25 protein-coding genes and 1 pseudogene are annotated in these 24,171 nt (G+C 69.3%); 9 read left to right on the top strand and 17 right to left on the bottom strand.

The genetic code is table 11. From position 1 onward, the window contains the following. Positions 1–39: 39 nt before the first annotated feature. The 12 genes from ACT53Q_RS01885 to ACT53Q_RS01830 all read right to left on the bottom strand — a co-directional run bounded on the left by ACT53Q_RS01885 (position 40) and on the right by ACT53Q_RS01830 (position 10,365). The gene (locus ACT53Q_RS01885) at positions 40–564 is read right to left on the bottom strand and encodes an HvfA family oxazolone/thioamide-modified RiPP metallophore (RefSeq protein WP_476184952.1); all 525 of its coding nucleotides are present in this window, start codon (positions 562–564) and stop codon (positions 40–42) included. A gap of 54 nt (positions 565–618) precedes the next feature. After that, positions 619–1,176, bottom strand: coding sequence for an RNA polymerase sigma factor (locus tag ACT53Q_RS01880; protein WP_476184951.1), 558 nt, complete (start codon positions 1,174–1,176; stop codon positions 619–621). A 177-nt stretch (positions 1,177–1,353) separates the two neighbouring features. Continuing rightward, entirely contained in the window at positions 1,354–2,058 is a 705-nt protein-coding gene (gene phoU / locus ACT53Q_RS01875; protein ID WP_476184950.1) for a phosphate signaling complex protein PhoU, read from the bottom strand. A 160-nt stretch (positions 2,059–2,218) separates the two neighbouring features. Then, positions 2,219–3,052, bottom strand: coding sequence for a phosphate ABC transporter ATP-binding protein PstB (gene pstB, locus ACT53Q_RS01870; RefSeq protein WP_476185163.1), 834 nt, complete (start codon positions 3,050–3,052; stop codon positions 2,219–2,221). 64 nt (positions 3,053–3,116) lie between these two features. After that, positions 3,117–3,998: a phosphate ABC transporter permease PstA gene (gene pstA / locus ACT53Q_RS01865; protein ID WP_476185162.1), complete on the bottom strand. Its 882-nt coding sequence runs from the start codon at positions 3,996–3,998 to the stop codon at positions 3,117–3,119. 23 nt (positions 3,999–4,021) lie between these two features. Then, positions 4,022–4,990, bottom strand: a complete 969-nt coding sequence (pstC, locus tag ACT53Q_RS01860; RefSeq protein WP_476184949.1) for a phosphate ABC transporter permease subunit PstC — start codon at positions 4,988–4,990, stop codon at positions 4,022–4,024. Between the two features lie 211 nt (positions 4,991–5,201). Continuing rightward, complete coding sequence (gene pstS, locus ACT53Q_RS01855) at positions 5,202–6,230, bottom strand: phosphate ABC transporter substrate-binding protein PstS (RefSeq protein WP_476184948.1); 1,029 nt, start codon at positions 6,228–6,230, stop codon at positions 5,202–5,204. Positions 6,231–6,447: 217 nt separating this feature from the next. After that, positions 6,448–7,662 carry an OprO/OprP family phosphate-selective porin gene (locus tag ACT53Q_RS01850; RefSeq protein ID WP_476184947.1) on the bottom strand — a complete coding sequence of 405 codons (1,215 nt, stop codon included), beginning with the start codon at positions 7,660–7,662 and terminating at the stop codon, positions 6,448–6,450. A 121-nt stretch (positions 7,663–7,783) separates the two neighbouring features. Further along, on the bottom strand, positions 7,784–8,494 hold the full coding sequence (nth, locus tag ACT53Q_RS01845; RefSeq protein WP_476184946.1) for an endonuclease III: 711 nt from the start codon (positions 8,492–8,494) through the stop codon (positions 7,784–7,786). A gap of 4 nt (positions 8,495–8,498) precedes the next feature. Continuing rightward, on the bottom strand, positions 8,499–8,843 hold the full coding sequence (locus tag ACT53Q_RS01840) for a hypothetical protein (protein WP_476184945.1): 345 nt from the start codon (positions 8,841–8,843) through the stop codon (positions 8,499–8,501). 41 nt (positions 8,844–8,884) lie between these two features. Further along, entirely contained in the window at positions 8,885–9,556 is a 672-nt protein-coding gene (locus ACT53Q_RS01835; protein WP_476184944.1) for a hypothetical protein, read from the bottom strand. Next, complete coding sequence (locus ACT53Q_RS01830) at positions 9,553–10,365, bottom strand: enoyl-CoA hydratase/isomerase family protein (RefSeq protein WP_476184943.1); 813 nt, start codon at positions 10,363–10,365, stop codon at positions 9,553–9,555. The genes ACT53Q_RS01835 and ACT53Q_RS01830 overlap by 4 nt, the downstream gene beginning before the upstream one ends. Before the next feature lie 241 nt (positions 10,366–10,606). Between ACT53Q_RS01830 and ACT53Q_RS01825 the strand changes: the two genes are divergently transcribed. From ACT53Q_RS01825 to arsC, 4 genes and pseudogenes are all read left to right on the top strand, one after another. Then, a complete protein-coding gene (locus tag ACT53Q_RS01825) occupies positions 10,607–11,368 on the top strand; it encodes an FKBP-type peptidyl-prolyl cis-trans isomerase N-terminal domain-containing protein (RefSeq protein ID WP_476184942.1) in 762 nt (253 codons plus the stop codon). A 69-nt stretch (positions 11,369–11,437) separates the two neighbouring features. Further along, positions 11,438–12,309: pseudogene (locus tag ACT53Q_RS01820) on the top strand (NUDIX hydrolase). A 2-nt stretch (positions 12,310–12,311) separates the two neighbouring features. Beyond that, positions 12,312–13,163 carry a sulfurtransferase gene (locus tag ACT53Q_RS01815; protein WP_476184941.1) on the top strand — a complete coding sequence of 284 codons (852 nt, stop codon included), beginning with the start codon at positions 12,312–12,314 and terminating at the stop codon, positions 13,161–13,163. Between the two features lie 16 nt (positions 13,164–13,179). Continuing rightward, positions 13,180–13,599 (top strand): arsenate reductase (glutaredoxin), encoded by a 420-nt coding sequence (gene arsC / locus ACT53Q_RS01810; RefSeq protein ID WP_476184940.1) that lies wholly within the window; start codon positions 13,180–13,182, stop codon positions 13,597–13,599. A 221-nt stretch (positions 13,600–13,820) separates the two neighbouring features. On the opposite strand, the gene ACT53Q_RS01805 is transcribed toward arsC, so the two are convergent. After that, the gene (locus ACT53Q_RS01805) at positions 13,821–14,597 is read right to left on the bottom strand and encodes an enoyl-CoA hydratase/isomerase family protein (RefSeq protein WP_476184939.1); all 777 of its coding nucleotides are present in this window, start codon (positions 14,595–14,597) and stop codon (positions 13,821–13,823) included. A gap of 42 nt (positions 14,598–14,639) precedes the next feature. Here ACT53Q_RS01805 and ACT53Q_RS01800 point away from each other — a divergent pair, with 42 nt between their 5' ends. From ACT53Q_RS01800 to ACT53Q_RS01790, 3 genes are read left to right on the top strand one after another with little or no spacing between them, the layout of a single operon-like run. Beyond that, positions 14,640–15,104, top strand: coding sequence for a copper chaperone PCu(A)C (locus ACT53Q_RS01800; protein ID WP_476184938.1), 465 nt, complete (start codon positions 14,640–14,642; stop codon positions 15,102–15,104). Further along, positions 15,101–15,511 carry a lysozyme inhibitor LprI family protein gene (locus ACT53Q_RS01795; protein WP_476184937.1) on the top strand — a complete coding sequence of 137 codons (411 nt, stop codon included), beginning with the start codon at positions 15,101–15,103 and terminating at the stop codon, positions 15,509–15,511. Before ACT53Q_RS01800 ends, ACT53Q_RS01795 begins: the two co-directional genes overlap by 4 nt. Further along, on the top strand, positions 15,511–16,056 hold the full coding sequence (locus ACT53Q_RS01790) for a hypothetical protein (protein ID WP_476184936.1): 546 nt from the start codon (positions 15,511–15,513) through the stop codon (positions 16,054–16,056). The genes ACT53Q_RS01795 and ACT53Q_RS01790 overlap by 1 nt, the downstream gene beginning before the upstream one ends. A 122-nt stretch (positions 16,057–16,178) precedes the next feature. Here ACT53Q_RS01790 and ACT53Q_RS01785 read toward each other — a convergent pair whose 3' ends face one another. From ACT53Q_RS01785 to ACT53Q_RS01770, 4 genes are all read right to left on the bottom strand, one after another. Next, a complete protein-coding gene (locus ACT53Q_RS01785) occupies positions 16,179–16,613 on the bottom strand; it encodes an acyl-CoA thioesterase (protein ID WP_476184935.1) in 435 nt (144 codons plus the stop codon). Next, a complete protein-coding gene (gene uvrA, locus ACT53Q_RS01780; protein ID WP_476184934.1) occupies positions 16,610–19,597 on the bottom strand; it encodes an excinuclease ABC subunit UvrA in 2,988 nt (995 codons plus the stop codon). The genes ACT53Q_RS01785 and uvrA overlap by 4 nt, the downstream gene beginning before the upstream one ends. Positions 19,598–19,779: 182 nt before the next feature. Next, positions 19,780–20,649, bottom strand: coding sequence for an OmpA family protein (locus tag ACT53Q_RS01775; protein WP_476184933.1), 870 nt, complete (start codon positions 20,647–20,649; stop codon positions 19,780–19,782). A 129-nt stretch (positions 20,650–20,778) separates the two neighbouring features. Next, a complete protein-coding gene (locus ACT53Q_RS01770) occupies positions 20,779–22,836 on the bottom strand; it encodes a S8 family peptidase (protein ID WP_476184932.1) in 2,058 nt (685 codons plus the stop codon). A 648-nt stretch (positions 22,837–23,484) separates the two neighbouring features. Between ACT53Q_RS01770 and rplU the strand changes: the two genes are divergently transcribed. Together rplU and rpmA are read left to right on the top strand one after the other, a co-directional pair. Further along, positions 23,485–23,802 carry a 50S ribosomal protein L21 gene (gene rplU / locus ACT53Q_RS01765; RefSeq protein WP_476184931.1) on the top strand — a complete coding sequence of 106 codons (318 nt, stop codon included), beginning with the start codon at positions 23,485–23,487 and terminating at the stop codon, positions 23,800–23,802. Between the two features lie 12 nt (positions 23,803–23,814). Next, positions 23,815–24,066 carry a 50S ribosomal protein L27 gene (rpmA, locus tag ACT53Q_RS01760; RefSeq protein WP_476173505.1) on the top strand — a complete coding sequence of 84 codons (252 nt, stop codon included), beginning with the start codon at positions 23,815–23,817 and terminating at the stop codon, positions 24,064–24,066. The last annotated feature ends 105 nt before the right edge of the window (positions 24,067–24,171 follow it).

Here is a 24,171-nt window from a genome sequence, read left to right as displayed (position 1 = left end):
AAGCGCCGGCGTCGCGAGGGACGCCGGCGCGGGCGGGCATCAGGCCATGCCGCCGCACTTGCCTTCGCCGCACTTGCCTTCGGCCTGGGCCTTGTCGCCACCGCACTTGCCCTCGCCGCACTTGCCTTCATGCGCGGCCTTCATTTCGTCGGCGCTGATGAAGCCATCCTTGTTGGTGTCGTGGCCGGCGAACATGTCGTCCTTGCCGCCGTGGGCCGCGGCGAACTCGGCGCGGGAGAGCTTCCCGTCCTTGTCGGTGTCCATCTTCGCCATGCCGCACTTGCCTTCGCCGCACTTGCCTTCGGCCGGCTTGTTGGCGCCGCACTTGGCTTCGGCGGCGGGCTTGTTGGCGCCGCAGCTGGCCTCGGCGGCCGGCTTGTTCGCACCGCACTTGGCCTCGCCGGCCTTGGCGCCACCGCAGTTGCCTTCGGCGGCCTTGGCGTCGATCACGGTGTCGGCGCCGAGCTGGTAGCCCTGGCTGAGCGGGGTGGAGGCGAACGCGGAGCCCGACAGCAGCAGGGCGGTGGAGATGGCGAGGGCGACGGGCTTCTTGTTGCTGGACATGGAGTCTCTCCTGGGGTGTGAAGTGTTGCGGAAAGGGAACGGGGTGGCGGCGGATCAGCCGGAAACGGGCAGCGCCGACAGCGGGCAGGCATCGGAGCCGGACAGGTACTGTCGCGCCAGGCTCCTCGCACGGTGGATACGGGCCTTGGCGGCTTCGGGATGCAGCGACAGCTGCTTGGCGATCTCGGCGATGGTCATGCCCTCGAGATCGCGCATCAGGATGGCTTCGCGGTAGTGCGCCGGCAGGCGCGCCAGCGCCTGGGCGACGTCGCGCACCAGGCCGCTCGGTGCCGCGGCATGCGGGCCTTCGATCTCCTCGAGGTCGGACGGCTGCATCAGCACCAAGCGGGTGGCGCGCTTGAGGCGGTTGCACTCGCGCTTGACGATGCGGAACAGCCACGAGGTGAAGGCGGCCGGTTCGCGCAGGCTGGCCAGCTTGCGCGACACCAGCAGCAGGCTTTCCTGCACCGCGTCCTCGACGTCGTTCACCGCGCAGTGGTACTCGGCGTAGCGGCGCAGGTCCTGGCGCGAACGCACCAGCACGCGCTCCAGCGCGGTACGGTCGCCCCGGCGGGCGCGGTCGAGGGAGTGTTCGAACTGTGAGTCCTGCATGGCCTGCTCCTGAGGGCTCGCACTGTAACGCGGGATTGCGTTCACGGTCGCGCCAAAGGAGTCCCCGGGCGGGGCGGGCGTTGCGCCCGTTTGCGTGCCTCCGCGGGAAAGGTTCAGTCCGAATTCAGCTTTCCGGGCAGGGCGATAGGCCGGAAGTCATGCTTCCGGCCGGCGGGCTCAGACGGTCGTGCTGGAGTTGTCGCGCTTGTCGCGCGGCGGCATCGCGGTCTCGCCGTATTCCTGGAACCAGAGGTTCTCGGCGATGTTGGTGGCATGGTCGCCCACCCGTTCCAGGTTCTTGGCCATGAACAGGAGGTGGGTGCAGGGCGTGATCACCCGCGGGTCCTCCATCATGTAGGTCAGCAACTCGCGGAAGAGGCCGGTGTACTGGGTGTCGATCTCCGCGTCCTCGGCGCGCACCTGCTGCGCGGCCTCGACGTCGCCGTCGCGGTACGCCGCCAGCACCTTGCGCACCTGGCGCACCACCAGCCGGCCGAGGCTGCCCAGGCCGCGGGTGTGCGGCAGCGGCGGCGACAGGTTCAGTGCCATCGAGCGCTTGGCCACGTTCGAGGCGTAGTCGCCGATGCGCTCGATGTCGGAGGCGATGCGCAGCGCGGCGAGGATCTCGCGCAGGTCGCGCGCCAGCGGGCCGCGCAGCGCGAGCTTCATCGCGTCGTGGCTGACCTGCAGTTCCAGCGCGTCGATCGCCTCGTCGTTGGCGATGATCCGCTCGGCGGCCTTGCCGTCGCGGCGGTCGACCACGTCCAGCGCGGCTTCCAGCTGCGCGGCCGCCATCTCGCCCATGCGCAGGATTTCCTCCAGCAGGACGCGGCGCTCGTCGTCGTGGCTCTTGACGATGTGGTGGTGCGGAGGAGGATTCATGGTCGGTGTCTCGTGAAGGTGGATCGCCTGGAGCGTCGGGGGGCGGTGGGGTGGCCGTCTTCGGCAGAGCGGGCTTCAGCCCGCTTGCCGTCGCGTGGAATCGATGCGCAGCGGGCTGAAGCCCGCTCTACCAGAAACAATGCCGCGCAAACGACCTGCCTTACCCGAACCGCCCGGTGATGTAGTCCTCGGTCTGCTGCTTCGAGGGCCGCGAGAAGATCTTCTCGGTCGAATCGTGTTCGATCAGGTCGCCCAGGTACATGAAGGCCGTGTAGTCGGAGACGCGCGCGGCCTGCTGCATGTTGTGGGTGACGATCGCGATCGTGTAGTTCTGCTTCAGCTCCTCGATCAGCTGCTCGATGCGGCTGGTCGAGATCGGGTCCAGCGCCGAGGTCGGCTCGTCCAGCAGCAGCACCTCGGGGCGCAGCGCGACCGCGCGGGCGATGCACAGGCGCTGCTGCTGGCCGCCGGAGAGGCCCAGCGCGCTCTGGTTGAGCTTGTCCTTCACCTCGTCCCACAGCGCGCCCTGGCGCAGCGCTTCCTCGACGCGATCGGCCATCGCCGACTTCGAGAGTCGCTCATGGTGGCGGATGCCGTAGGCCACGTTCTCGAAGATCGTCATCGGGAACGGCACCGGCTTCTGGAACACCATGCCGACCTTGCTGCGCAGCCGGTTCATCGGGTACTTCGGATCGAGGATGTCCTCGCCGTCCAGCAGCACCTCGCCGGTGGCGGTCATCTTCGGATACAGCGCGTAGATGCGGTTGAAGATGCGCAGCAGCGTCGACTTGCCGCAGCCCGACGGCCCGATCAGCGCGGTGACGCGCTTCTCCGGGATGTCCAGGTCGATGTGCTTGAGCGCATGGAACTTGTCGTAGAAGAAATCCAGCCCCTGCGCGCGCAGCTTGATCGGCGCCGCAGCCGCGGCGTCGCGGTGCGCGGCGACGATGCCGAGATGGGGCTGTGCGGAAGGCGTGGTCGCGAGGTCGTTCATGTCGTGGCCGTTCGGAAGGGGAGTCGTCGCCGCATCGATCAGGGCTGCATCGGTCATGGCGGCATCAGTCGTGCGTGATCTTGTTGCGCAGCAGGACCGTGCGGGCGACCAGGCTGACCGACAGCACGAACAGGGTGAGGACCAGCGCGCCGGCCCAGGCGATGTGTTCCCAGTTCTCGAAGCCGGCGCCGGCGAAGCGGAACATCACCAGCGGCACCGCGGACATCTCGCTGGTGACGTCGAAACTGAGGTAGCCGTTGCCGAACGCGGTGAACAGCAGCGGCGCGGTCTCGCCCGAGATGCGCGCCAGCGCCAGCAGCACGCCGGTGACGATGCCCGGCAGCGCGGAGCGGTACAGCACCTGCACCGTGACCTTCCACTGCGGCACGCCCAGCGACAGCGCCGCCTCGCGCATCTGCGACGGCACCAGGCGCAGCATCTCGTCGGTGGTGCGCACCACCACCGGCAGCACGATGAAGGCCAGCGCGACCGCACCGGCGAGCGCGGAGAACTTGCCGCCGCCGACCTGCATCACGAACACCGCGTAGACGAACAGGCCCAGCACGATCGACGGCGCCGACAGCAGGATGTCGTTGACGAAGCGGACCACGGTGCCGAGCTTGCGGCCGTTGCCGTATTCCGCCAGCCACGTGCCCGCGGCGATGCCCAGCGGCGTGCCGATCAGCACCGCCATGCCGCACATCAGGATGCTGCCGACGAAGGCGTTGCGCAGGCCGCCTGCTTCCAGCGGCGGCGGCTGGTCCTGCGTGAACAGCGCGAGGTCGAGGCCGCCGAGGCCCTTGGCGATCAGCGTCCACAGTATCCAGCCGAGGAACAGCAGGCCGAACGCGGCGGCGGCGCAGGCCAGCATGATCGCGATCACGTTGGCGGCGCGGCGGCGGCGATACAGGCCCTGCGACGCGCTGCGCGGCGTGGGCGAAGTCATGCGGGGGCGGGCGGAGGCGTTCATCAGTTGCCCTCCCTGCGCGAGAGCTGCATCAGCATCAGGCGGGCGACCGCCAGCACCGCGAAGGTCACGATGAACAGGACGAAGCCGAGCAGCAGCAGCGCCGAGCGGTATTCGGCGGTGGCTTCGCCGAAGTCGTTGGCGATCAGTGCGGCGATGGTGGTGCTGGGCTCCAGCAGCGACTTGGTGAACTGCACGCTGTTGCCGATCACGAACGCGACCGCCATCGTTTCGCCCAGCGCGCGGCCGAGGCCGAGGAAGATGCCGCCGATCACCGCCGAGCGGGTGTAGGGCAGCACGATGTCCCAGATCACTTCCCAGCGCGTCGAGCCCAGCGCGTAGGCCGATTCCTTCAGGCGGCCGGGGACGGTGAGGAACACCTCGCGCATCACCGAGGAGATGAACGGCACGACCATGATCGCCAGCACCAGGCCCGAGGTGAGCATGCCGGCGCCGATCGGCGGGCCCTGGAACAGCACGCCGACCACCGGCCAGGTGCCGACGTGGTCGTTGAGCAGCGGGATGATGGTGTCGCGCATCACCGGCATCAGCACGAAGAAGCCCCACATGCCGTAGATGATCGACGGCACGCCGGCCAGCAGTTCGATCGCCATGCCCACCGGCGTGCGCAGCCAGCGCGGCGCGACCTCGGTCAGGAAGAACGCGATGCCGAAGCTCACCGGCACCGCGATCAGCATCGCGATGAGGGCGGTGACGATCGTGCCGTAGATCGGCACCAGCGCGCCGTACTGGTTCTCGACCGGGTTCCAGTCGGAGGAATAGAAGAACGATGCGCCCTGCGAGGCCAGCACGCCGCGGCCGCCCCACAGCATCGACAGGGCCGCGCCGGCGAGGCTGAACAGCACGAACACCGCGACCAGCGTCGCCACCGCCTTGAACCAGCGGTCGTGGCGCGCATCGATCCGGTCGCGCATGCCGCGCGGGTCGGCGATGGAAGGGGCGTTGCTCATGCGGAAGGGGCGTCCGGAGGGCTGGATGGGAACGGGGCAGGCGTTCGGCCTGCGCCTATCAAATGATTTTTTTGTGACGCGGGTGTGACACGGTCACGTGGGCGTCGCGGCGACCGCCGTCGCGCCCAGTCCTGTCGGCAAAAAAAGAGCGGGCCCGGAGGCCCGCTTTCTCAAGGAGAGGAGAGAGGAGGGAGGGGGTTGCGTCGTCGGCTCAGTAGGCCATGTTCTTGGCCCAGTAGGCCTCGATCTGCTTCACCAGCGCTTCCGGCAGCGGGACGTAGTCCAGCGCCTTGGCCTGCGCGTCGCCGTTGGTGTAGACCCAGCGGAAGAATTCCTTCGCGGCCTTGGCGCCGGCGGCGTTCTTCGGCTGCTTGTACATCAGGATGAAGTTGGTGGCGGTGATCGGCCAGGACTTCTCGCCCGGGGCGTTGGTGATGACCAGGTAGAAGTCCTTCGCGCTGGCCCAGTCGGCGTTCGCGGCGGCGGCGGAGAAGCTGTCGTCGCTCGGGATCACGTAGTTGCCGGCGGCGTTCTTCATGCGCAGGTAGGTGAGCTTGTTCTGCAGCGCGAACGACAGCTCGACGTAGCCGATGGCGCCCTTGATCTGCTTCACGTAGGCGGTCACGCCCTCGTTGCCCTTGCCGCCGATGCCGGTCGGCCACTTGACCGCGGTGCCTTCGCCGACCGACGACTTCCAGGTCGGGCTGACCTTCGACAGGTAGTTGACGAAGTTGAACGTGGTGCCCGAACCGTCGGAGCGGTGCACGACGAAGATCTTCTGCGCGGGCAGGGCGACGCCGGCGTTGAGCTCGGCGATGCGCGGGTCGTTCCACATCGTGATCTTGCCGAGGAAGATGTCGGCCAGCACCGGACCGTCCAGCTTCAGCGCGCCGGACTGCACGCCGGCCAGGTTGACCACCGGCACCACGCCGCCGATCACCGACGGGAACTGCGCGAGGCCCGAGGCGGCCAGGTCTTCCGGCTTCAGCGGGGCGTCGGACGAACCGAAATCGACGGTGCCGGCCTTGATCTGGGCGATGCCGCCGCCGGAACCGATCGACTGGTAGTTGACCTTGGTGCTGGTGGCCTTGGCGTAGTCGGACGACCACTTGGTCATGACCGGATAGACGAAGGAAGCGCCGGCGCCGGTGACATCGGCGGCGAACGCGCTGGCGCTGAACAGGCCGGCGAGCGCGACGGCGGCGAGGCGGGTCTTGAACGAGGAGATCGGGTTGGACACGGAGGACTCCGGGGAAGGATGCGGCGGGTGTTGCGATGCCCGCCATTTCAAAACCGGCGTGTGACAATCCCGGGACACGAATGTGTCACTGCCGTGAAAACTGTCATCGAGTGGTCGGAGGTTCAGGCGGCCGTGGTCCGACCCACGAAAAAAGCGCGGCCGAAGCCGCGCTTTTCGTTCATTCGCATCCCGCGCATCCCTGCGCGGCGCCGCCTGCTTACCAGTAGAACTGGGCGCGGGCTTCGACGATGTTCGGATTGTCCTGCGTGTTCCGGCGCAGCGAGGTGCTGTACTTCTCCTGGTTCACCAGCGCGTAGTTCAGCATGAACTTGAAGTTCGAGCGCCAGTACCAGTTCACGCCGAGCGTCCACGAATCCATCTTGCCGCCGAGCACGCCGTTGACGCCGGAGGTGCCGACGATCGGGCTGCCGTCGTTGAGGTCGATCGTGTCGTAGCGCAGGCCGACCTGCCACAGGCCCTTGGCCGGATCGTTCGGCAGCGGGGTGGTCGGCGCGCCGGCCTTGTAGCCCCAGGTCTCGCCGCTGATGTTCCACACGCCGCTGAGGTAGAAGCCATCGGCGTTGAAGTCCTTGAAGCTGCCGTAACGCGAGACGTCGGCGCGCATGTACTCGCCCTGCAGCTTGAACGGACCCTTCACCCACAGGCCTTCCACGCCGAAGGTGCCGATGCGGTCGGCGGCGCGCAGGCCGGTGCTGCCGGTGTCGATGAAGCGGGTCGGCACCATGTCGGCCATCGGGCGCGCGCGCAGGCGGGCCACGTCGTGGTCGGTGTCCTTGTTGGTGTAGTTCAGGCCGAAGTGCAGGACGTTGCCGCTCTCGTTGATCGGGGCGTAGTAGCCGCGCAGGCTGTAGCCGGCGCCGACTTCGCGGTCGCGGGTGAGTTCGCGGCCGAAGAAGCTGCCGGTCACGCCCCAGTTCACGTCGCCGTAGTTGTAGGCGATGGCGAGGCGGCGCGCGGTGCCGAAGCTGTTGGTGATCGACGACTTGCTGATGAAGTCGTTGTTCTTGGTGGAGGACAGTTCCTCCATCGTGGCGCCCGGCTGCTTGAACTGGCCGATCTGCAGGTAGTGGTTCGCGTTGTTGCCGAACTTGTACTTGATGTTGGCGTCGAGGAACTTGTCGTCCTTGGCGTCGTAGCCCAGCACCCACTCGAAGTTGCCCGGGCCCTTGCCCTTGAGCACGAGTTCGGCGCGGCGCAGTTCCTGCAGGCGCTCCTTGCCGTCCTGGTCGGACGCCGAATCGGCGCCGTAGTCGATGGTGTCGACGTCGAACTTGTAGGAATCGACCTGGACCAGGCCCTCGAACGAGACCTCGGAATTGCCGATGACGTCGATCGGCACTTCGGCGTGGGCCAGCGGGGCGAACATCGCGGCCAGCAGGGCGAGCGACAGGGTGTTGCGGGAGAGCGTCATGGGGAAGCCGCCTTCGGCAGTGGGAAAGACCGCGGGCAAGCGTAGGCCGTGAATATTTCGTTCGGGTGACAGTCGTCCGCCGAAGGTCACGGATCGGGCCGCCCGGCGGCCGGCCAGCCGTTCAGGTTTCGGCGTCCGGCGTCTTGTCCGGGAAGCGGCAGAGGTCGCGGATCGGGCAGCGGCCGCAGGCGGGCTTGCGCGCGATGCAGGTGTAGCGCCCGTGCAGGATCAGCCAGTGGTGGGCGTCGAGCAGGAACTCGGCAGGCACCCGCTTGAGCAGCGCCTGCTCGACCGCGAGCACGGTCTTGCCCGGCGCGATGCCGGTGCGGTTGGACACGCGGAAGATGTGCGTGTCGACGGCCATGGTCGGTTCGCCGAAGGCGGTGTTCAGCACCACGTTCGCGGTCTTGCGGCCGACGCCGGGCAGGGCTTCCAGCGCGGCGCGGTCGCGCGGCACCTCGCCGCCGTGCTCGGCGATCAACCGCTCGCACAGCGCGATCACGTTCGCGGCCTTGGTGTTGAACAGGCCGATGGTCGCGATGTAGGACTTCAGCTTCTCCACGCCCAGCGCGGCGATGGCCTGTGGCGTGCTGGCGACCGGAAACAGTTTTCGCGTGGCCTTGTTCACGCCGACATCGGTGGCCTGCGCCGACAGCACCACGGCGACCAGCAGCTCGAACGGCGTCGTGTATTCCAGTTCGGTGGTCGGATGCGGATTCAGTTCGCGCCAGCGTTCGAATGCGGTGCGCACATCGGCTTCGGGCATCAGGCCGCGCGAGGTCCGTGCCGATGCGGCGGGCGTCTTCTTCGCGGTGGCTTTCTTCGCGGCCATGCGCTCAGCCCTCGCGCTTCGTCGACGCCTTCGCCATCGCCCGCGCGAACGCGGCCGCGGCGGCCGGCGGCAGCGCGGGCATCGCCGGTGCGCGCGGGGCGGCCTGCGCTTCCGCGCGCCGCTTCGCGCGCGCCTCGGCACGTGCGGCCAGCCGCACCGCACGCGCCCGGAAGCGCTCGCGCGCGGCGAGCGCGCGCAGGCGGGCGTCGCGGGCGGCGAGGAGTGTTTCGATCGTGGCGCGACAGTTGTCGCAGCGATGCGGACCGGGCTCGAACGTCAGCAGGCCCAGCGAGATGGCGTGGTCGATGTCGCTGCCGTCGACCGCGTCGCGCAACGCAAGGGTCTGCACGGATGCATGGACGGGACAGGCCGATCTCACGGGTAGCAGCATCATGGCAGCACCAAGTGCCGGAACGGAAATGCGATCGCCAGGATGCAGAAAGAGCCGGCTAGCGAAAGCGCATGCATCCATTTCGCCTCCATGACCGGAACGGTCAGGCCCGGCGTCCGCTCGCGTAGTTTCAGGTTTCGTGCCTTTGCAACCGATGCGACGGCTGCGCCGTCTCCTGTCATGGCGGCTGCGAACAAGGCATGCAGATCGCCTGCAGAGACACTGCGGAAGGCCTTGCAGTCGAGCGAAAGCGTTTCCGTTGAACCGGCAGGCGTGATCGCTTGTACGTCGAAGGCCAACCGGTCGTTGCGCAGGTCGATGGCATTCAAGATCAGCGGTTTCATCAGCGGGATGTATCGCTCCGCGAAATTGCCGGAGAGTCGTGCGCCGCCACCGGGCAGCCAGCGCAACTGCGCCGAAGGCGGGCGCAGGCGGCCCAACCAGCCCGACCAGCGCAGGGGGGCCACGCCGACGATCACCGCCAGCAGCAGCCTCAGTGGCAATGGTTCAATCCACAGTGCACTGGTCAAGATGACGATCAGCTGCAGCGACAGCACCGCCCATGGGATCAGCACGAAACGAGCAGGCGACGCCGGTCGGCCGGTAACGAACACGGCCACTTGGCGAGACTTCGCGGCAGGGGGCTGCCACGGATCGACGGATTCGCTCATTTGCCGGTGAACGCCGCCTTGCGGCGTTCCAGGAACGCCGACGTGCCTTCGCGCATGTCGTCGGTGGAGAACACCAGACCGAACTGCGCGGATTCGTATTCCAGGCCTTCCTCCAGCCCGCATTCGCCGCCGACGTTCACGCAGTCGAGCATGCCGCGCAGCGCCAGCGGGGCGGAGGCGGCCAACTGCTCGGCTAGCTTCATCGTCTCGGCTTCCAGATCGGCGGCCGGCACGACGCGGTTGACGATGCCGAGCTGCGCGGCGCGGGCGGCGTCGATCGGTGCACCGAGCAGGCACAGCTCCAGCGTGGCGGCGCGGCCGCACAGGCGCAGCAGGCGCTGGGTGCCGCCGAAGCCGGGGATCAGGCCGAGGTTGATCTCGGGCTGGCCGACCTTGGCGGTGTCCGCGGCGATGCGCAGGTGGCAGGACATCGCCAGCTCCAGCCCGCCGCCGAGGGCGAAGCCGTTGACCATGGCGATCACCGGCTTCGGCAGTTTCTCGATGCGGCGCATCATCCGGGTGCCGCGCAGCGAGAAATCGCGGCCCTCGGCCGGGGTCAGGCCGCGCATCTCCGAGATGTCGGCGCCGGCGACGAAGGCCTTGGGGCCGCTGCCGGTCAGGACCACCACCCGTACGGAGGCGTCGGCCGCGGCGGCGTCGAAGGCGGCCTGCAGGGCGTCGATCGTGCGGGAATCGAGCGCATTCAGCCGCTCCGGCCGGGTCACGGCGATGCGCCGGACCACGCCGTGGCCGGCCACGGGCAGGTCGTCGATCGTCAGGGGCGAGGCGGGGGCGGTGTCCTGGGTCATGGGCAGCGTGTCCGGAAAGGGCGGGGTCATCGACGGAAATGCGGGGCGCGCCGGTTCGTGGAAAAGCCGGCGCGATCCGGGAACTTGTGGTGCCCGGGCCGGTCACAGGGCCGGCCTCAGTGGCGGTTAAGTGCGGCGGACAGTATCCTAGCCCGTCGTTTGTCGAGTCCATACCGGGGCGGTTCCACCGCTCCATCCCTTGCCGGAATCCGGCACGATCCCCTCTCTGGAGAGTGACTGAATGAAGTTGCGTGTGCTTGCCGCCTGCACGCTGGCGGCCCTGGCCCTGACCGCAGGTGCGGCGTCCGCCCAGGACATCTCGACCGACAAGGGCAAGATGAGCTATGCCCTCGGCTATCGCGCCGGCGGCGAAATCGCCCAGGTCATGTCCAGTGGCGAACAGCTCGACATGGCCACGGTCATGAAGGCGTTCCAGGACTCGATCGGCAACAAGCAGCCGGCGATCACGCCCGAGCAGGCCGCGCCGGTGATGCAGGCCCTGCAGGCCCGCATCGTCGCCAAGGCCAAGGCCGAGCTGGAGAAGCGCGCGGCCGACAACAAGGCCAAGGGCGACGCCTTCCTGGCACAGAACAAGGGCAAGGCCGGCGTGAAGGTCCTGCCGGACGGCGTCCAGTACCGGGTGATCGAAGCCGGCAATGGCGCCAAGCCGACCCAGGCCAACCAGATCACCGTCGAATTCGTCACCAAGCTGCCCGACGGCACCGAAGTCGAGAACACCAACAAGGCGATCAACGGCCAGGCCCCGGGTCCGGTCACCATCCGCCTCAGCGAGATCCCGATGCCGGGCCTGCGCGAAGCGCTGCAGATGATGCAGGCCGGTTCGCGCTGGGAAGTCGCCCTGCCGGGCAGCGCCGCCTACGGCACGTCCGTCGAGCGCTCGGGCCGCATGGCCAACCAGGTGCTGATCTTCGACATCAAGCTGCTCAGCGTGGGCCCGGTGCTGCCGGCGCCGAGCGCGCAGCCGACCGCCGGCCAGAACTGATCTTGTCGAATTGATGCCGCCGGCGTCGACGCCCCGCAACACCCGTCACGCCGGCCCCGCGCCGGCGTGATGCTTTTCGGACCCTCCATTCCGGTTTTCCCCGTGACCGTCCACGCGATCCTCACTCCCTGCATCGGCGTCTGCACGCTGGCGCCCGACGGCCATTGCGACGGCTGTTTCCGCACGGGCGACGAGATCGCGCGCTGGTCGACGATGACCGACGCCGAACGCCTGCACGTGATGGACGACGTGCTGCCCGCCCGCGAGGCCCGCCTCTCAGCGGGAGCTCGGTCGTGATGACCGCGCGACCGCTGCCGCCGCCGTTCGACACGCTGGCGCAGGCGCTGCATCCGCTGGGCGAGCCGCCGACCGCACCACCGTGGAATCGCGACGAACTGGCCGACCTGATCGGCGATGCGGTGCCGGTCGAGGCCGCGGTGCTGGTCGGCCTCGTGCCGCGCGAGGACGGCCTGCAGGTGCTGCTCACCCGGCGCACCGACAGCCTGCGCCACCATGCCGGGCAGGTGAGTTTCCCCGGTGGCCGGGTCGAAGCGGACGACGTCGACAGCGTGGCCGCGGCGCTGCGCGAGGCGCACGAGGAAATCGGGCTCGGCGCGTCGCTGGTCGCGCCGATGGGCTACCTCGATCCGATGGTCACGATCACCGGCTTCCGCGTGCTGCCGGTGGTGGCGCGGGTCGATCCCGGCTACGTCGCGATGCCCGATCCGAACGAGGTCGCGGAAGTGTTCGAGGTCGATCTCGATTTCCTGCTCGCGCCCGCCAGCCTGCGCAGCATCGGCATGGACTACCGCGGCCGCGTGCGCCACGTGCTGGAATTCGAACGCGCCCCGCGGGTGCCGCAGCACCGCATCTGGGGCGTGACCGCAACGATCCTGTTCAACCTGCGCGAACGGCTCGCGCGCATCGCCGGAAGGACCTGACCATGACTGGATGGACCACGCTGGTGTCCGTCGACGCGCTCGCCGCGCGCCTGCATGATCCCGAGCTGCGGATCTTCGATTGCCGTTTCGCGCTGGCCGACCCCGCCGCCGGCGAGGCGGCCTGGCGCACGGCGCATATCCCCGGCGCGCGCCATGCGCATCTCGATCGCGATCTCTCCGGCCCGCATGCGCCCGGCGCGGGTCGGCATCCGTGGCCGTCGGCCGAGACGTTCGCCGCATGGCTCGGTTGCGAAGGGATCACGCCGGCGACGCAGGTCGTGGCGTACGACGCCGGCGACGGCGCGTTCGCCGCGCGGCTCTGGTGGCTGCTGCGCAGCTTCGGCCATCGCGACGTCGCCGTGCTCGACGGCGGCTTCGCGGCGTGGACCGCCGCCGGCTTGCCGACCGATGCCGACACGCCCGATGTCGTCGCCGCGCCGCCATATCCGGGCGCGTTCGCGAGCGGCCGCCTCCTCGATGCGACCGCGACCGCGCAGCGCGTGGCCGCCGGCGACCTGCTGGTCGACGCCCGCGGCGCCGAGCGCTTCCGCGGCGAGGTCGAACCGATCGATCGCGTCGCCGGCCACGTGCCCGGCGCGCGCAATCGGCCGTATCCCGCGAACCTGTGCGACGGGCGCTTCAAGCCCGCGGCCGAGCTCGCGGCCGAATTCGCGACGCTGTTCGAAGGCCGCCCGCCGTCGTCCGTCATCGCGATGTGCGGCTCCGGCGTCACCGCCTGCCACCACCTGCTGGCGATGGCGCACGCCGGGCTCGACGGCGCGGCCTTGTTCACCGGTTCGTGGAGCGGCTGGATCGAGGATCCGGCGCGGCCCGTCGCGACCGGCGACGCCTGATTCCCGGAGGATCCGCATGTCGATCGAGATCTGGCACAACCCGAAGTGCGGCACCTCGCGCAACACGCTGGCGCTGATCCGCCACGTCGGCATCGAGCCGACCGTGGTCGAATACCTGAAGACGCCACCGACGAAGGCGCAACTGGCGGAGGCCATCGTCGCCGCCGGATTGACCGTGCGCGAGGCCATCCGTGCGAAGGAGACGATCCACGCCGAACTCGGCCTCGACGACGCGTCGCTGTCCGACGAGGCGCTGCTCGACGCGATGGTCGCGCATCCGCTGTTGATCAACCGCCCGTTCGTGTTCGCGCCGACCGGCGTGCGTTTGTGCCGGCCCTCGGAAGTCGTGCTCGACCTGCTGCCGCCCTGCGACCAGCCGTTCGCGAAGGAAGACGGCGAAGTCGTCATCGACGCCGACGGCAAGCGAGTGCGTTGATCCGCATCCGCGTTGTAGAGCGGAGCGAAGCTCCGCTGCTCCGTCTGATCCGGCCGTCGGTAGAGCGGCCTTCAGGCCGCTGTTCTTCATCGCGATTCGGACGACAGCGGCCTGAAGGCCGCTCTACCGCAACGCCATCCTGCACAGCGGAGCGAAGCTCCGCTGCCACTTTTCCGGAGACAGGGTAGCGGAACTGCGTTCCGCTCTACGTTCGGCGGGGGTTATTTCTTCAGTCGCGCCACCAGCGCATGCAGCGCCGCCTGCGTGTCCGGCTCCGTCCAGCGGTCGACGAAGTGTTCGAGGTCGATGTACTCCGGCGACAGTGCCTCGATGACCGCTCGGCGTGCGAGGGCGCGGGTCTGCAGCATCGGCGTGTGCGGCAGTTTCAGGAGCGCCTGCAGCCATTCGATCGCGCGCGGGACGACTTCGTCGACGGCGGCCAGTTCGTCGACCAGGCCGATGGCGAGGGCGCGTTCGGCCGGCACCATCTCGCCGGCGACCAGCAGGCGTTCGGCGCGATGGTCGCCGACCACGCGGCGCATCAGTTGCTGGATGCCTTCGGGCACCACCAGGCCGACCTGGGTCTCGTTGAGCCCGAGCGCGAACGGCTTCGACGGGTCTTCGCTGCGCGCCATCACCCGGTAGTCGGAGCACAGCGCCATCACGCAGCCGCCGGCCGGGGCGTGGCCGGTCAGCGCGGCGACCACCGGGATGCGCGATTCGGCCAGCCGCCGGGCCACGCCGAAGAACGCTTGCCAGGCGTCTAGCACGGCGTCGCGGTCGTCGCCCAGCGACAGCAGGTAGGGCACGTCGAGCCCGGCCGAGAAGATCTTCGGACTGCCGGCCACGACCAGCCCCGAGACGCCGTCGCCGTGCGCGCCTTCGATGGCGGCGATCAGTGCGCGGCACAGTTCGGGGTTCAGCGCATTCACCGGCGGCCGGGCCAGCCGGAGGCAGCGGATGGCGCCGATGTCCTGGGTCTCGATCAACGGGCTCATCGCGGTCCTGTCGGAAAAGGAGGAGCGGCTATCATAGGCGGCATGCGCATCTCCGCCCAACGCCGTTCGTCCTTCGTCATCGGTCTCGTCCTGCTGCTGGCGTCGGCCAGCGCCGCCGCCGCGGGGTGCCGCCCGCAGGTGCGCGATGGCTGGGTGAGACTGCCGCCCGCCGGCGCCGCGGCCGCGATGCCGATGCTGGCCGGCTTCGGCCGCATCGTGAATGCCTGCCCGATGCCCGCCACGATCACCGGTGCGAAGAGCCCGTCGTTCGCCGGCGTCGAACTGCACGAGACCCGCACGGTCGACGGCGTCAGCCGCATGCGTCCGGTGCCGACGCTGCGCATCGCGCCGGACGGCAGTGCGACCTTCCGGCCCGGCGGCCTGCACCTGATGCTGATGCGCCCGTCGGCGAAGCTCAACCCGGGCAGCCGCATCGTGGTCGAATTCCAGCTCGCCGGCGGCGGTTCGCTGCTGGGCGAGTTCGAGGTGCGGAAGGCGGAGCCGTGAGACGGTCGGTCGCGCTCGCGGTCGCGCTCGCATGCAGCGGCGCTGCGTTCGCGGCACCCGCCGACGACACCTGCGATGCTGCGCGTCCCGCCGATGAACATCGCGCCTGCCTCGAAGCGCGTGCGGCAAAAGCCGAGGCCGCGCTCGACACCATGCAGGCGCGCATGCGGGCCCGCGTCGCGCTGTGGGACCAGGAAGACCCGGCGCTCATCCACCGTGCGCTGGCGCTCTTCGACGAGGACATCGCGGCCTACCGCCGTCATCGCGAGGCGCATTGCACGTTCGTCGCGGCCTCCGCCACGGGCGAAGCCGCCGACGCGACGCGCCTGCGTTGCCGCATCGCGATGGATGCCGCGCGCACGTCGATGCTCGAACGCGAACTGGCAGGATTCGGACTCGGCGACTGATGTGCTTCTTCATTTTCGCGGTCCTGCCGAAGGACGCCGACGCGGAGGAGGTGACGGCGATCTTCCGCGCGCATGGCCGCCGCTGTGTCGAGGCGGGTGGTCTGTCCGACGGACTGCGTGCCGGTCTGGCGTCAGGCGAGCGCCTGTTCCACACGACACCGGCGCACTGCGACTGCGGCACGCCACTCGGCCGGGCGACCTCGTCCGGACGCGATCCCGCGAAGGCGGCCGAGGCGACCGCTGCGCGGCTGCGCCGCAAGGGCTGGAGCGAGGCGAAGATCGCGCGGGCGCTGGTGCAGCAGGCCGAGGCAGAAGCACGGCCGCCGCGGCCGAGTGGCGAACCGGTGCCGACATCGCTGACGGAATGGATGACCCTGATCGACGCGGTGCTGGCATCGAAGGCGACGCCGTCGCTTGGCTTGCTCTGGTGCGAACTCGACGATGTCGTCGACGCGGTGGATCGCCCACGCATCCATGGCGCAGCGCTGGATGAAGACGTCCTCGCGCGCATGCGCCGGGCCGTGATCCACGATTTCACGCGCTGAGCGCGTCGGGTGCGACGGCGCGGGCCTGAAGCAGGTCCCTCGCCTTGGGCTCGGGATGACCGCGGGTGTGATGGATGGCGCCGCTGCGACGCCGTCGTTGTGGAGAGTGAGCGCTGAGCGCCTCAGCCGATTTCCGCCGCGCCGCGGATGGCGTCCGGCAGCGGGATCGGGCGGCCGTTGCCGCGATCGATCCAGACCAGCACGCAGTGGCCGTCGGCGTGGACGCGGTCCGCCTCGTCGACGATGCGATGGCCGATCGTGAGGCTGGTGTGGCCCACGCGCTCGGCGAACAGTTCGACGAACACGTTCGACGGGTAGGGGATCGGCAACCGGTAGTTCATCTGCACCGCGGCCAGCAGCGGGATGTAGCCGTCGGTGATCCACGTCTGGCCGGTGCTCTCGAACCAGCGGATACGCGCCTCTTCCAGGAACGTCATGAAGTTGGCGTTGTTGACGTGGTTGAACGCGTCGAGGTCGCGCCAGCGCAGGTCCAGCGGCATCCGGAACAGGATCGGCGCGGCATCGTCGGCGTCGACGGCATCGTGTGGCGTGTTCATGCGGCGGGCTTCTTGCGTGCGGTTTTCTTCACGACCGCGGGTTTCGGCGCGGTCGGCTTCGTTGCGGTCGTCTTCGCCGCGGTCGGCTTCGCCGGGGTGGACCTGGTTGCCGCAGGCTTCTCCGGCACGGCGGGTGCGGGCGGCGACAGCAGCTTCGACAGGAAACGGCCGGTATGCGACTGCGGCATTGCCGCGATCTCTTCCGGCGTGCCTTCGGCGATGATCTGGCCGCCACGATGGCCGCCTTCGGGGCCGAGGTCGATCACCCAGTCGGCGGTCTTGATCACGTCGAGGTTGTGCTCGATCACCACGATCGTGTTGCCCTCGTCGCGCAGCTTGTGCAGCACGGTGAGCAGGTGCTCGATGTCGTGGAAATGCAGGCCGGTGGTCGGCTCGTCGAGGATGTAGAGCGTGCGCCCGGTGTCGCGACGCGACAGTTCCTTCGACAGCTTCACGCGCTGCGCCTCGCCGCCGGACAGCGTGGTCGCCGGCTGGCCAAGGCGGATGTAGCTCAGGCCGACGTCCATCAGCGTCTCGAGCTTGCGCGCGATCGCCGGCACCGGCTCGAACAGCTTCAGCGCGTCCTCGACCGTCATCTCCAGCACGTCGTGGATGCTGTGGCCCTTGTAGAGGATCTCCAGCGTCTCGCGGTTGTAGCGCTTGCCGTGGCAGACGTCGCAGGGCACGTACACGTCGGGCAGGAAGTGCATCTCGACCTTGATCAGGCCGTCGCCCTGGCAGGCCTCGCAGCGGCCGCCGCGCACGTTGAAGCTGAAGCGGCCCGGCGAGTAGCCGCGGGCGCGCGCCTCGGGCACCGACGCGAACAGTTCGCGCAGCGGCGTGAACAGGCCGGTGTAGGTCGCCGGGTTGGAGCGCGGCGTGCGCCCGATCGGCGACTGGTCGATGTCCACGACCTTGTCGAACAGGTCGAGGCCTTTCACTTCCTTGAACGCCGCCGGCTTGTGCGAGGCGCCGTTGATCTCGTTCGCAGCGAGCGCGTACAGCGTGTCGTTGATCAGCGTCGACTTGCCCGAGCCCGACACGCCCGTGATCGCGGTGAACAGGCCCGCGTGCAGCGTGAGGTCGACGGTCTTGAGGTTGTTGCCCGAGGCGCCGCGCAGCTGCAGCTTCATCTTCGGGTTCGGCTTGTGCCGGTGCGCGGGGATCTCGATCCGCTTCGCGCCGCTGAGGTACTGGCCGGTGAGCGAGCGCGGTGCCTTCAGCACGTCTTCGAGCGTGCCCTCGGCGATGACTTCGCCGCCGTGCACGCCCGCACCGGGGCCGATGTCGACGACATGGTCGGCGAGGCGGATCGCGTCCTCGTCGTGCTCGACCACGATGACCGTGTTGCCGAGGTCGCGGAGCCGCGTGAGCGTGCCGAGCAGGCGCTCGTTGTCGCGCTGGTGCAGGCCGATCGACGGCTCGTCGAGCACGTACATCACGCCGACCAGGCCCGCGCCGATCTGCGACGCCAGGCGGATGCGCTGGGCCTCGCCGCCGGACAGCGTGTCGGCCTTGCGCTCCAGCGTGAGGTAGTCGAGGCCGACGTCGACCAGGAAGTTCAGGCGTTCGCGGATCTCCTTGACGATCTTCACCGCGATCTCGCCGCGCCAGCCGGCCAGCGTGAGCCTGCTGAAGAAGTCCAGCGCCTCGTCGATCGGCAGCACCACCAGCGACGGCAGCGCGCGGTCGGCGACGAACACGTTGCGCGCGGCCTTGTTCAGGCGCGCGCCGCCGCAGTCGGGGCAGGGGCGTTCGCTGATGTACTTCGCCAGTTCCTCGCGCACCGCCGCCGATTCGGTCTCGCGGTAGCGGCGTTCGAGATTCGGGATGATGCCCTCGAAGCGGTGCTTGCGCTGGGTGCGGCCGCCGGCGTCGGTGAGGTAGGTGAAGGTGATCACCTCCTCGCCGCTGCCGTGCAGGATCGCCTGCTGCGTGTCGGTGTCGAGGTCCTGCCACGGCGTGTCGACAGCGAAGCGGTAGTGCTTGGCCAGCGACTGGATCAGCTGGAAGTAGTAGACGTTGCGGCGGTCCCAGCCGCGGATCGCGCCGGCCGCCAGCGACAGTTCCGGATGCACGACGACGCGCGCCGGATCGAAGAACTGGGCGACGCCGAGGCCGTCGCAGCTCGGGCAGGCGCCGATCGGCGAGTTGAACGAGAACAGCCGCGGTTCCAGCTCCGGCAGCGCGTAGTCGCACACCGGGCAGCTGTACTTCGACGAGAACAGCAGCGGCTCGGCGGTGTCGTCGTCGATCGACTGCACCATGGCCATGCCGTCGCCGATCTTCAGCGCGGTCTCGAACGATTCGGCGAGCCGCTGGCGCAGGTCGTCGCGCGGCTTGAAGCGGTCGACCACCGCTTCGATCGTGTGCTTCTGGCGCAGCGCCAGCGGCGGCACCGCGTCGATCTCGTGCAGCACGCCGTCCACGCGCACGCGCACGTAGCCCTGCGCGCGCAGCTGGTCGAACACCTGCGCGTGCTCGCCCTTGCGCTCGCGCACGACCGGCGCGAGCAGCATCCAGCGCTGCTCGGCGGTCTTCGGATCGTCGGCCAGCGCGATCACCTGGTCGACCATCTGGCTGACGGTCTGCGCCTCCAGCGGGAAGTGGTGGTCGGGGCAGCGCGGCGTGCCCACGCGGGCGTAGAGCAGGCGCAGGTAGTCGTAGATCTCGGTGATGGTGCCGACCGTCGACCGCGGGTTGTGGCTGGTCGACTTCTGCTCGATCGAGATCGCCGGGCTCAGGCCCTCGATGTGGTCGACGTCCGGCTTCTCCATCACGCTCAGGAACTGGCGCGCGTAGGCCGACAGCGATTCGACGTAGCGGCGCTGGCCTTCGGCGTAGATGGTGTCGAACGCCAGCGAGGACTTGCCCGAACCGGACAGCCCGGTGATCACGATCAGCTTGTCGCGCGGGAGGTCGAGGTCGATGTTCTTGAGGTTGTGGGTACGCGCTCCGCGGATGCGGATGGTGTCCATGGCCATGGGGCGGGGGAGGTCCGGGCGTGGAGGGGTTGCCCTTGCGCGCCAGAGATGGCGTCGCGACGCGCGAAAAGCAATCCGCAAGCCTACCGACCCCCCGCGGCGGGGGCAAATCCGCGGAAGTCCCGCCGCGGTGCCGGGATGTCTGCCCGGACGGTCGCCGGCACCTGCCGGCGACGCGCGGGTCAGCGCACCAGTTCGAAGCGCATCGGTGCGCCTTCGGGCGGCGGCACTGCGCCCTCGATCGGCGTGCCGTCGTCGTTCTGGCCCCAGCCGCGGGTCTGGATCATGGCGGGGTTCACGCCGTTCAGGATCAGCTGGACCTTCAGCGCCTCGGCGCGCTGCTTCGACAGGAACACGTCGTTGCCGGCGTCGGCGGAGGCGACCACCGGGCCGACGATGCGCAGGGTGGTGCCGGCGGGGGCGCGGCGCATCGCGTCGGCGGCCTGCGTCACCAGCGCCAGACTGTCGGCACTGACGTTGCCGCCGCCGCTCTCGAACTTCACCGGCAGCGTGTTCAGGGTCTTCGCCAGCGTTTCGGGGGCGATCTTCTTGCCGGCGTCGGCCGTGGCGTCCGGCAGCACGAACAGGCCCTGCAGGCGGGCGCCGGGGAAGGCCTGCTCGGCCGCGGCGCGCAGCGTGCGGCGGCGTTCGAGGTCGACCTGGCCATTCAGCAGCACGGTATCGCCTTCCAGGCGCAGGCTGGCGCCGGTGGCCGTCGCGAAAGCGGGGAGGAACCCGGCGAGGCCGTCGGCCCAGCGGGCGGGGCGGGCAGCGGTGTCGAGGTCGATCGCGCCGGTGGCCCGGCCGGGGCCGTAGGCGGCGAGCAGGGCGCGTTCGAGGCGACCCTTGGTCTCGGCATTGTCGACGGTGCCGTCGAAGCGGACGGCACCGCTGTTGTCGGTGACGGTGAGGACGGCGTCGAAAGGCGCACGCGCGAGGGTCGGCGCGTCGGCGGCCTTCGGGGCCGGGGCATCGGTGCGCTGGCAGGCGACGGTCGCGAGCGCGAGCAGGGTCGCGGCGAGGCCGCCGCGGGCGAAGCGGGAAAGGGACATCGTCGAGTCTTCGCTGAAGGAGGGGGAATCGGGGGAAACGCCACCCCCGGCGGACCGGGGGCGACGGTGGGCGCGCCGTGCCGGGACACACGTCCCGGAGCACGGCGACGCCCTGTCTTGCCTGCGCCGTTACTTCTTCGACGCGTAGTCGACCGAGACCTCGTTCGAGCACTCGCTGGTGCCCTGGTTGCAGATCTTGTAGGTCATGGTGCCCGTGCCGATGATGCGGAAGTTGTCGGTGAACGTGAACGTGTTGCGACGGCTGTTGTAGATCAGGCCGTTGCGGTAGATGTCCACCTGCTTCTTGCCATGCTGCCAGGTCAGGACGACGCTGGTGCGATGGTTCGTCAGCTGCGTCACCGTCGCCGATTCCTTGTACGGGTAGTTGGCGTCGACGAAGCTCGGGTACAGCGAGATGCCGGTGCCGGCGCTGTAGCCCTTCAGCGTGACGTACCACACGCCGGCGCGCGGGGCCGGGAAGAAGCAGTTCTCGGTGTTGCCGAACGCGTACGGACGGCAGTCGTACGACGTGTTGGTCGGCGGCGCGCCGTACTTGATGTACATGTCGGCGTCGCCGGTGCCGCCGTACATCGCGAACAGCAGGTTGGTCGCGCCGTTCGGCACCACCAGCTGGTACTTCACTTCGCCGTTGGTGCCGACGGTGATGCCGGTGACGGTGATGCCGTTGGCCAGTTCGGTGGCCGGCGGCGGCGGCGGCGGGCCCGGCGGGTCGGACGGCAGCGGGTCGGTGCCGTTGGCGACGCGCACGGCGGCGGTGGCATCGATGATGCCGGTGCCGCAGGGCAGGGCGTACGAGCAGCCGCCCGGGAAGCCGCCGTTGGCGTAGGCGGTGTTGCGCAGGATCTTCTCGACCTGGGCCGGGGTCTTCGGCGTGGCCGAGGCGGACTGGATCAGCGCCACCACGCCGGCCACGTGCGGGGCGGCCATCGAGGTGCCCGCGTACCAGGCGTAGCCTTCCGCGCCCTGGTCGGTGAGGCCGAGGTTGAGCGTCGACAGCACGTTGTCGGCCGCCGGCGAAGCGCCGGTGCCGCCCGGCGCCGCGACGTCGACCTTCTCGCCGTAGTTCGAGTAGCTGGCGAGCGTACCGGTCGGACCGACCGCGGACACGGCGATCACGTTGTTGCAGTTCGCCGGCTGCGCGTTGGCGACGTCGGCGCCGGAGTTGCCGGCCGCGACCACCACCGTGGTGCCGCGGCTCACCGCGCCGTCGATCGCGCTCTGCAGCGCGACGCCGCAGGCACCGCCGCCGCCGAGGCTCATGTTCAGCACTTCCGCCGGATTGGCGTTCGCCGGGATGCCGGCGACGGTGCCGCCCGAACCCCAGGTGATGGCGTCGGCGATGTCGGAGATGTAACCGCCGCACTTGCCGAGCACGCGCAGCGGCTGGATCTTCGCGTTCGGCGCGACGCCGGCGGTGCCGCTGCCGTTGTCGCTGAGCGCGGCGATGGTGCCGGCGACGTGGGTGCCGTGCCAGCTGCTGTCCTCGTCGAAGAACGTGCATTCGCCCGCCGCGGTCCAGTCGCCCGGATCGTTCGGATCGGCGTCGCGGCCGTCGCCGTCGGCGGCGGTGTCGATGTCGGCGATGAAGTCGTAGCCCGGCACCAGCTGGCCGGCGAACTCGCTGTGCGGGGTGATGCCGGTGTCGATCACGCCGACGACGATGCCGCTGCCCTTGGTGATGTCCCAGGCCGGTTCGGCGTTGATGCCGCCCGGGCCGTTCTTGTAGTGCCACTGCTGGGCGTACAGCGGATCGTTCGGCACGAACAGCGGCTTGACCCGGACGTCGGGTTCGACCGCCAGCACGTTCGGGTCCTTCATCAGTTCGACGAAGAGCTGCTTGCTCTCGGTCGCGTCGAGCGCGCGATCGACGCGGATGACGTCGGCGCCGGTGGACAGCGTGCGCACCGGGCTGACGGTCAGGCCGAGGCCGTTCGCCTTGCCGGCGAAACGCCCGGCGAGCGCGGTCTTCGCGGCGCGGGTGGCGTCACGGTAGGTGACGATGAAACGGTCGTTGAGCTCGGTCTGCGCGGCGGCGCTCTTCGGGGCGACGGCGCGGTTGACGACCGGGGCGCGGCCGCCGGACCACGCGGCCGGCGCGACGATCGCGGCGGCGGCGATGGCCAGGGCGGACAGCCTCAGGACCTGGTTACGATTGGGTCGGATCATGGTGCATAGACTCCTTCATGCATGAGGCCGGGCGCGAAAGACGGGCGCAAACGGCCTCCGGGATGGCGCCGGCATCCGCCGGCGACGGGGGAACCGCCCCCCGGCCTTTTCCGGAGAGCGGGCAGCGCCATGCCGCCGGCGGACGCGCCGACGGCACGGCGGTGAGCGGACGCGCTAGGGGATGGGGAGGGCGACCCGGACCGGGACGTGGCGGGCGCGGAGACGATGTTGGCCCGGGCGCCGGGACGGCGCGTGCATCGGTAACGGGGCGATCGACATCGGACAACGGACTCCTTGTGCTGCCGGCACTGGCGGCCGGTCCCGGCAGGCCCTGGCGGCCGCTCCGGAGACCGGAAAATCCGCCGCACCTCTCCCGTGCCGCGGCATTTGTTCACATTTCCGAACAGAAGCTAAGCCGGTCTTCGCCGGGCCCGCAAGTGCCTTCGCAGGCCGTATTTCGGGGTGGGGAATCGCGTTCTTCGTTCGTCAACGCGGCCCGGCCGCGGGAGCGGGCACCGGGGCGGAGGCGCGATGCGGCTTGCGATCGGGCCCGCAAGTCATTAATATTGCCGGTCTTTCCGCCCGCACGGGCGGTTTTGCGTCACCCGCGACACCGGCTACACCCAATAACGACAGAGGAATCCGTTCATGTACGCAGTTCTGGTCACCGGCGGTAAGCAATACCGCGTGATGCAAGGCGAGACGCTCCGCGTCGAGCTGCTCGAAGCCGATGCCGGCAGCGAGATCACCTTCGACAATGTGCTGATGCTCGGCGACGGCGAGGGTGTCACCCTCGGCGACGCGCTCAAGGGCGCCAGCGTCACCGCGAAGGTGCTCGGCCACGGTCGCGCCGACAAGATCCGCATCGTCAAGTTCCGTCGCCGCAAGCACCATCGCAAGCAGATGGGCCACCGGCAGCACTACACCGAAATCCAGATCACCGGCATCGCCGGTGGCAACAAGTAAGGAGAAGCCGCCATGGCACATAAAAAGGGCGTAGGTTCCTCGCGCAACGGCCGCGACTCCAACCCGAAATTCCTGGGCGTGAAGCTGTTCGGCGGCCAGGCCGTCGAAGCCGGCAACATCATCGTCCGTCAGCGCGGTACCCAGTTCCATCCGGGTCCGGGCGTCGGCCTCGGCCGTGACCACACGCTGTTCGCGCTGGTCGACGGCAAGGTGGCGTTCTCGGTCAAGGGCCCGAACAAGCGCCGCACCGTCAGCATCGTCTGACCGGTCGCGCGCAGTCCGCGAAAGGCCCCGCTCCGGCGGGGCTTTTCGTTTCTGCGACGATGTCGCTTCGCGCCCGCTTCACCGAATTCCCCCAGTCTCGTCCCC

This window comes from Lysobacter sp. DMC97, assembly GCF_056313745.1.
The sequence above is the reverse complement of the archived record's forward strand: the minus strand, read 5'-3'. Positions and strand labels throughout refer to the sequence as shown.